The organism is Paenibacillus sp. JGP012 (assembly GCF_014203995.1).
GTDB lineage: Bacteria > Bacillota > Bacilli > Paenibacillales > Paenibacillaceae > Paenibacillus > Paenibacillus silvae.
Window position 1 is genome coordinate 55,907 of the sequence record NZ_JACHKG010000031.1, and the last position, 8,363, is coordinate 64,269.

6 protein-coding genes are annotated in these 8,363 nt (G+C 47.6%); all 6 read right to left on the bottom strand.

What is annotated here, in order from left to right:
* Positions 1–6: 6 nt before the first annotated feature.
* Positions 7–1,374 carry a DNA repair protein RadA gene (radA, locus tag HNR77_RS25190; protein ID WP_111271006.1) on the bottom strand — a complete coding sequence of 456 codons (1,368 nt, stop codon included), beginning with the start codon at positions 1,372–1,374 and terminating at the stop codon, positions 7–9.
* A gap of 314 nt (positions 1,375–1,688) precedes the next feature.
* Positions 1,689–4,151, bottom strand: coding sequence for an ATP-dependent Clp protease ATP-binding subunit (locus HNR77_RS25195; protein WP_145406598.1), 2,463 nt, complete (start codon positions 4,149–4,151; stop codon positions 1,689–1,691).
* A 189-nt stretch (positions 4,152–4,340) separates the two neighbouring features.
* Positions 4,341–5,411 (bottom strand): protein-arginine kinase McsB, encoded by a 1,071-nt coding sequence (gene mcsB / locus HNR77_RS25200; RefSeq protein ID WP_111271004.1) that lies wholly within the window; start codon positions 5,409–5,411, stop codon positions 4,341–4,343.
* Positions 5,412–5,439: 28 nt separating this feature from the next.
* Positions 5,440–5,958, bottom strand: a complete 519-nt coding sequence (gene mcsA, locus HNR77_RS25205) for a protein-arginine kinase activator protein McsA (protein ID WP_184190237.1) — start codon at positions 5,956–5,958, stop codon at positions 5,440–5,442.
* 30 nt (positions 5,959–5,988) lie between these two features.
* The gene (locus HNR77_RS25210) at positions 5,989–6,450 is read right to left on the bottom strand and encodes a CtsR family transcriptional regulator (RefSeq protein ID WP_110899255.1); all 462 of its coding nucleotides are present in this window, start codon (positions 6,448–6,450) and stop codon (positions 5,989–5,991) included.
* 473 nt (positions 6,451–6,923) lie between these two features.
* Positions 6,924–8,108: a GNAT family N-acetyltransferase gene (locus HNR77_RS25215; protein ID WP_184190239.1), complete on the bottom strand. Its 1,185-nt coding sequence runs from the start codon at positions 8,106–8,108 to the stop codon at positions 6,924–6,926.
* Positions 8,109–8,363: the final 255 nt, after the last annotated feature.

Below are 8,363 nucleotides of genomic sequence, written 5' to 3' on the forward strand. Positions count from 1 at the left end.
TGCCCCCTAATCTAAAGCAACCGCTAGTGCATCTGCCACGGTATTCACACCGATCAGTTGTATCCCGCGAGGATGTTTCCAGCCCTTTAAGCTTTTTTCTGGTAAAATAACTCGTTTGAAGCCCAGCTTGGCGGCTTCTTTCACACGCTGTTCTGCCCTGGATACGGCACGAACCTCACCTGTCAGGCCAATCTCGCCAAAGATTACATCATCCGGCTTGGTTGGCACATCTCTAAGGCTGGAGGCAATGCTGATAGCCACTGCAAGATCGACAGCCGGCTCATCCAGCCTTACCCCGCCAGCTACGTTCAGGTATGCATCCTGTGTTTGCAGGAACATGCCCATACGTTTCTCCAGTACAGCGATAATCAGATTGAGCCTGTGATGATCAATGCCTGTTGCCATACGGCGTGGAGAAGGAAAGTGCGTGGTGGAGATCAATGCCTGCAGCTCTACCAGCATCGGTCTTGTTCCTTCCATACTGGCTACAACGGTAGAACCCGCTACCCCGAGCGGACGTTCCGATAAAAACAATTCGGAGGGATTACCGACTTCACGAAGGCCGTCCTCCCCCATTTCAAATATGCCAATCTCGTTGGTGGAACCGAAACGATTCTTGACTGCACGAAGGAGGCGATATGTATGATGCCGCTCTCCTTCAAAATAAAGCACACAGTCCACCATATGCTCCAGCATGCGGGGGCCGGCGATGGCACCTTCTTTGGTAACATGCCCTACAAGCACTGTTGCAATGCCTCGGCCTTTTGCAATCCGCATAAATCTGGAGGTACATTCCCTTACCTGGGCTACACTTCCGGGTGCGCTGGTAACTTCGGGCAAATATACGGTCTGAATGGAGTCAATGACAAGAAAATGCGGCTGGATCTGATCCACCGCTTCCTCGATCCGTTCCATATTCGTTTCACACAGCACATACAGCTCCGGCGAGAGCGCACCCAGACGGTCGGCCCGCAATTTTGTCTGCTTCACGGATTCCTCCCCGGACACATACAGCACACGCAGACCGGAATGAGTCAGTGCATGAGACGTCTGTAACATCAACGTCGATTTTCCGATTCCCGGATCGCCCCCCACCAGCACGAGCGAACCTGGCACAATACCGCCACCCAATACACGGTTAAGTTCTCCGATTCCCGTTTGTACACGCGGCTCCTGACCGCTATCTATATCTATGATAGGAAGCGGTTTATCTTTACTGTCAAACAGAGGAGAATTTCTCCCTTGTGTTTTGACCACCGTTTCAGTTTCTTCTATCATTGAATTCCAGGACTGGCAGCCAGGACATTTTCCGTACCATTTGGGGGCTTCATAGCCGCATTCTGTACATTGAAACTTGGTTTTTACTTTGGCCACTTCAGCACTCCTAAAAATTTATTTTATTACAGTATTTTGCATTATTCGACGATTATTTCTATCTCACCCTGACATTTAGGGTTACTAAAAGTTTACCATTGTTTGAGATTTTTCGTAAAGGATTATCGCAAACTTTACACATCATTATAGTCCTTATTGTTACATCCCGATCACATATTAAGCTTAAACCCAAAAAAAACTCCCCAGCCAGAGCCGGGGAGGATCAAACTAGTACTGCACGGCTGATGTTATTCAGCAGTACAGAACTTATTTATTGAGTTTCAATTTCCTCATTACCGAGTTGAATTGAATTATTATTTAGTCTCGATTTCCTCACTAGATGGAACAGAAGCAGCCTTTTTCGTAACAGACAGTGCACCGTTCTCTTCATCAATGAGCAGTGAATCACCTTTGGTCACATTGCCAGTAAGCAGTTCCTCAGACAATCTGTCTTCGATATGCTTCTGGATCGCCCGGCGAAGCGGACGTGCACCATACGCTGGATCGAAGCCTGCTTTGGCCAGAAATGCTTTTGCATTATCTGTAAGCTCAAAGTCCACGTCATATTCATGCAGTCGTTTACGCAGGTCTTCACTCATAAGTGTAACAATCTCGGCAATGTGTTTCTCTTCCAGTGAGTGGAATACGATGATTTCATCAATCCGGTTCAGGAACTCCGGACGGAAGCTTTTCTTCAGCTCATCCATCACTTTGCCTTTCATGTTATCGTAATCCGCACCCGCATCTACAACAGCTGTAAAGCCAAGGGTAGAGTTACGTTTGATCGCCTCGGCACCTACGTTGGATGTCAGGATGATCAGCGTATTGCGGAAGTCAACAACGCGACCTTTGGAGTCGGTCAAGCGGCCATCTTCCAGCACTTGCAGCAGGATGTTGAATACTTCAGGGTGTGCCTTCTCCACTTCATCCAACAGTACAACGGAGTAAGGTTTGCGGCGAACTTTCTCGGTCAACTGACCGCCTTCTTCATAGCCCACATATCCTGGAGGCGCTCCGACGAGACGTGCTGTGGAGTGCTTCTCTCCGTACTCGGACATATCAATCCGGATTACAGCATTCTCATCACCAAACATCGCTTCAGCGAGAGCACGAGCAAGCTCGGTTTTACCTACCCCTGTAGGACCAAGGAAGATAAATGAACCCATCGGACGTTTTGGATCTTTAAGTCCGGCACGTGCCCGGCGAACGGCGCGGCTGACGGATTTAACTGCCTCATCCTGACCGATAACCCGCTCATGCAGAATTTGCTCAAGGTTCATCAAGCGTTGTGTTTCTTCTTCTTTCAGCTTGTTCACCGGAATTCCTGTCCAGTTGGCTACCACTTGAGCGATATCCTCTGGTGTTACCTCGGAATCGGTACGGCCTTGTTTTTCTTTCCACTGATTTTTCGTTGTATCCAGTTCTTCACGAATCTTTTGTTCCGTATCGCGGAGTGCCGCAGCTTTCTCAAACTCCTGACTCTGTACCGCAGCATCTTTCTCCTTGCGGATATCTTCCAGGCGGCTCTCCAATTGCTTCAGGTTTGGTGGAATCGTATACGAGTTCAGCCTTACTTTCGAACCTGCCTCATCAATCAAGTCGATTGCTTTATCCGGCAGGAAACGGTCTGTAATGTAACGGTCAGACAATTTTACCGCCTGAACGATAGCTTCGTCAGTAATTTTTACGCGGTGATGCGCTTCGTAACGATCACGCAGACCATGCAAAATTTGAATAGCTTCTTCTGGTGAAGGCTGATCTACCGTAATCGGTTGGAAACGACGCTCCAGCGCAGCATCCTTCTCGATGTATTTGCGGTACTCATCAAGCGTTGTTGCACCGATGCATTGTAATTCACCGCGAGCGAGAGCCGGCTTCAAGATGTTCGATGCATCGATTGCCCCCTCAGCTCCACCTGCACCAATCAAGGTATGCAGCTCGTCAATGAACAGCACAATGTTGCCGGCCTGACGGATTTCATCCATGATTTTTTTCAAGCGATCCTCGAATTCACCACGGTATTTGGTTCCGGCTACAACCGACCCCATATCCAGTGTCATAACACGTTTGTCACGCAAGGTTTCTGGAATTTCGTTAGCGATAATTTTTTGTGCGAGTCCTTCAGCAATCGCCGTTTTACCTACACCCGGCTCACCGATCAGCACCGGATTGTTTTTGGTACGACGGCTCAGCACTTGGATAACACGCTCGATTTCCTTACTGCGGCCAATAACCGGATCAAGGTTATTCTCTCTGGCATACGCCGTGAGATCACGAGCCAGGCTATCCAGTGTTGGTGTGCTTACATTGGCAGGTGTGCCATTGTGACTGGAGACAGCTTCGCTGCTGCCCAGCAATTGCAGCACTTGCTGACGTGCTTTATTCAAGCTGATACCGAGGTTGTTGAGTACACGTGCAGCGACCCCTTCACCCTCACGAATGAGACCGAGCAGGATATGCTCTGTGCCCACGTAGGTGTGACCCAGTTTACGTGCCTCATCCATAGACAGCTCAATAACTTTTTTCGCTCTTGGCGTATATGCAATGTTCGTAGGCTGCTCCTGGCCGCGGCCAATCAGCGTTTCTACTTCATCCTGAATTTTCTCCAATCCGAGTCCCAGGCCGATCAGTGCTTTGGCAGCAATGCCTTCACCTTCACGAATGAGGCCGAGCAAAATATGCTCTGTACCGATGTTATTATGACCGAGACGGACAGCTTCTTCCTGCGCGAGTGCGAGCACCTTCTGGGCCCGTTCCGTAAATCTTCCAAACATCATATCTCCTGCACCTCCATGGTTTTGGATAAAACGAAAGGATTACATTGAATCGAATAACCCTTCGTATTCATATCATTTTTGTTTGCAGCCATGCTGCGAATAAAATCATTGGTCATTCCAGAAGCGGGAGACCTGTTTATATAAAGCCGCATATGCGGCATGAAACCAGTATTACAGTTCAAGGAAAGTTTAGCCAGAGCCTTTGGTTGCATTGATCGTATCACGAATTAACTGAGCCCGGTAGATGTCACGCTCATCTGTACGCATATCCCCGAACGTTTTTTGCAAAAATCCCGGCTGTGTCATCACATTCAGCTCATTCATCACCGGGATGGATATCCCATCGAGCAATCCAAGATCTACGCCAAGCCGCACATCCGATAGTCGCTGTGCCGCTTCCTTCGTGTCCACAATGGCCGCATGAGACAAAATCCCGTACGAACGCATTACACGATCCGTAATCCGCAGTCTGGAATCCGTAAGCAGCCTTTCTCTGGCTGTGCGCTCATGTCCAATAATCTGTAAAACAACACTATGCAGGTTGTCGATGACTTCTTGCTCCGTCTGTCCCAGCGTAATCTGATTGGAAATCTGGAACAGGTTGCCCATTGCTTCACTGCCTTCACCGTAGATTCCCCGTACAGTTAACCCGACTTGGGATACTGCACTAAGAATACGTCCGATCTGCTGTGTCATTACAAGCGCCGGGAGATGCACCATTACAGATGCTCTCACCCCTGTGCCGACATTTGTCGGACAACTGGTTAGATATCCCCTGTGATCATCAAAGGCATAATCCACGTGCGCTTCAAATGCATCATCTATCGCGGAGGCTTTCTCCCAGGCCTCTTTCACCTGGAACCCCGGATAGAGGCACTGGATACGCAGATGATCCTCTTCGTTAATCATAATGCTCACCGATTCATCCTCACTGAGGATAACAGCTCCGTGCCTTGACTCATTTGCGAGACTCGGACTAATCAGATGTTTCTCCACCAGCACCCGCTTGTCGAGTTCTCCAATATCCGTCAGATCGAGTGTAGTAAAATCACCAAAAGCGTGTACGTCATCGTATTGAAGTACTTCGCTCAGCTTATTCAGCACCTCTTCTGATTGCTCATTGGAAGCCAGCATCGGAAACGGGATATGCTGAAGGTTACGTGCAATCCGGACACGACTGCTGATCACAATTTCCGAGTCTACAGCATCGCTGCGCATCCAGTCACTGAGCGCCTTCTCCGTAAAACGCAGATTAGGCATTACCCTTCCCTCCTACTCATGACAAACTTTACTCCTGAGTTATTTCTTTTTCAAGTTCTCTGATCTGGTCACGAATCTGAGCCGCCTCTTCGAACTCTTCTTGCGCAATGCTTTGCTGCAAATTCTGCTTCAGATCGGCGATCTGCCGTTTAACCTTAATACGGCCACCAGCCCGAGCAGGAACTTTGCCTACATGAGACGTGCTGCCATGCACTCGTTTGAACAACGGGTCTAGACGGCTGTCAAAATATTTGTAACAAGAGCTGCAGCCAAAGCGGCCGATCTTGCTAAATTGGGCATAAGTCATGCCACATTCTTCACACTGCAGCGCCTTGGCAGGAGCTGCACCTGAACCTTTGCCTGCTGGATCAAAATCAAGCAATCCGGACAGCAGGTTGTGAATGGAAAATCCGCCTGCAGTTCCAGGAATCATCTCCCCCTTCTCACGGGCACATGATTCACAGATATGAAATTCCGTCTTTTCTCCATTTACAATTTTAGTAAAATGAAGTGTAGCCGGACGTTTATTACATTCTTGGCACAGCATGTAGATGTACCTCCTTTGATCCCGATAGTTTCATTTACCGAGCAAAGATATTAGCATTGCCTTCAACATTCTGGCACGAATTTGATCCCGGTAAGGAAGTTTGACCATTAGAACTTCTCTCGATACAGCCGCACGCATCAATCCGGCTTCTCGCTTGCTTAGAAAACGCGCTTCCTCCAGTTGATAGATCAGCCCTTCAGCAGCAGTCTGTCCAATCTCTTCGCCAATACTATGATGAAGATGATTGTGCAGTGCCGATTGAGCCGGCAATTCAATGCGCTGTATGCGAACATATCCACCACCGCCGCGTTTACTCTCGACAAGATAACCTTTTTCCAGAGTGAAACGGGTGCTGATGACATAATTGATCTGGGAAGGCACACATGAGAACTGATCCGCCAGATCATTACGCTGAATTTCAATCATTCCTTCGGGACTTTCATGCAAAATACCCTTCAGATATCGTTCGATAATATCAGAGATATTACGCATCCAATCATCCTCCACTGTCTGAAACGTTAAGTCAATAAGGACCCACACGCCCCCACAGAGTACAACCTTCTCCACCCATTTAACCAATCAGAGAAACAGCGAATCTTGCTGTGTCAGATGTTAAACAGGAGAACAAAGGAAGCACGAAGGTCCTTTAAATATCCCTTGATCTTCTAATGAAATGTACAAGTTCTAAAGCACTTCTCATCAGAGAGCAGAAAAGTCAAACACCCGATTGTAAATAAAACAGGGGCTTTTTGGCCTTCAGTTGACTTTGACTTTCTTTGACTTTATATACATTATAGCATATTTTGCTGGTTTGCCAAGTGGGGGCACTATTCATTTTTTACGATTTTACACGAAATATTCGCAGGACACAAAAAAACCTCTCCCAAATATCAGGAGAAGTCTAATTTTCTCTTCATTACATTCCATACCGGCTCGAATCGAAGAAAGAAATCTGTGCTGGCGGCTTAGAAAAAATCAAGCAAATAGGTTTCACGTTTCGGTACAGCCTTCTCGAGTGCTTCAATCACGTTAGCCGGGCCTTCCAGTCTGCCGATCCGGGCCATCTCTACCGGTCTGCGATACCCCATCAATATGGTTGTAAGTGTTTGAATCGTAAGACGAATCGGCTGATCGTTCTGAGCGTGACGCTCTGTTTCCGCCTTTTTCCATATGGAAGCTGTTCCGTTCAGCGCCACGTTCAACTCCCATACCCCTTCATTCCACGGAGCGTATGCATCTTCCACCTCAAGTAAAATCTGTACAGTTGATTCCTGGCTTACAAAAGGGTACTGCGAGATGAACTGCTCCACACTCACAATTCGTGCCATAAAGTACGGTACGACCTCTTGTTGAATCCGTGGGTTATCCAGTTGAAATGCAAGCAGGTCACTTGCAGGCGCTTGCAAGGTGACTTCATCAATCATGGAATCATGATTGGCAATGAACGTCCATAAGCCTTGCCTTGCCTCCTCGTTCAAATGAACCATCTCACCGATGGTGAACTTTCCCTCCTTGACCTCATAGAAGATGTAACCTTGGGGTATTCCTGTCTCATTATAATAAACAGCTCGCTGACTGCCCTTTTTGACATAAACCGAATTGCTCCACCACGCGTCATCTCGATTCAACGTCCCATTATAACGCCCAGCATACTCATCATATACCTGCTTTAATACAGCAAGTTCAGGATTTCCCCGCTTGATCGTTCCCGGTGTCTGTTTTTTGGTTGGCAGCATAGAAGTCGTCAATTTGTATTTCTTAAATTCAACATAGGTTTCCCACCCATACTTCCGATAAAAACCAAATGAGAACGGATGCAGGAAGGATACGCTCTGTTTATTCCGATTCATCTCTTCCAGTGCGTATTTCAGTAGCCCGGCAACCCAGCCTTTGCGTCTGTACTCAGGCCATGTGGCTACACCTGCGATTCCGCCCATTTCAAAGGACCGTCCCTGAATATACGTCTGAAAAGGAATAATTTGAAGCTTGGCTCCAACCTGACCATCGGCGTAGACACCCAATACATTATGCGTTGCAAATTCCTGGCGCCGTTTCTCCAGTTGCTCCTCTGAGAGTGTAAATTGAAAAGCGTACTCGGAAAGCGCCATACACGCTTCATAATCGTCTGCTGTTAATTTGCGAAGTTCCATATCATTCTGCACCCCATTCTCTGTAGTGTAAGTCTCTTTGTGTAAAAAGCTGTACTAAACTCTTCCTTACATTTGAGTGTGTCAGAGGTTACCCCTAAAGTCAAACAGGAGATGCAGCTTTTGCATCTCCTGTTTATCAAGTTTCTTAAATCCAACATATAAAAATAAAAACCACCACCGAATATCATCGGCAGTGGTTCTTTGCTTGGCGGCGTCCTACTCTCCCAGGACCCTGCGGTCCAAGTACCATCGGCG

Bases quoted from the DNA above. Each gene is read 5' to 3' on its own strand.
- HNR77_RS25195 (WP_145406598.1), bottom strand. From the start codon at position 4,151: ATGATGTTTGGAAGATTTACGGAACGGGCCCAGAAGGTGCTCGCACTC.
- mcsA (WP_184190237.1), bottom strand. From the start codon at position 5,958: ATGCTGTGCCAAGAATGTAATAAACGTCCGGCTACACTTCATTTTACT.
- HNR77_RS25210 (WP_110899255.1), bottom strand. From the start codon at position 6,450: ATGCGTAATATCTCTGATATTATCGAACGATATCTGAAGGGTATTTTG.
- HNR77_RS25215 (WP_184190239.1), bottom strand. From the start codon at position 8,108: ATGGAACTTCGCAAATTAACAGCAGACGATTATGAAGCGTGTATGGCG.
- mcsB (WP_111271004.1), bottom strand. From the start codon at position 5,411: ATGCCTAATCTGCGTTTTACGGAGAAGGCGCTCAGTGACTGGATGCGC.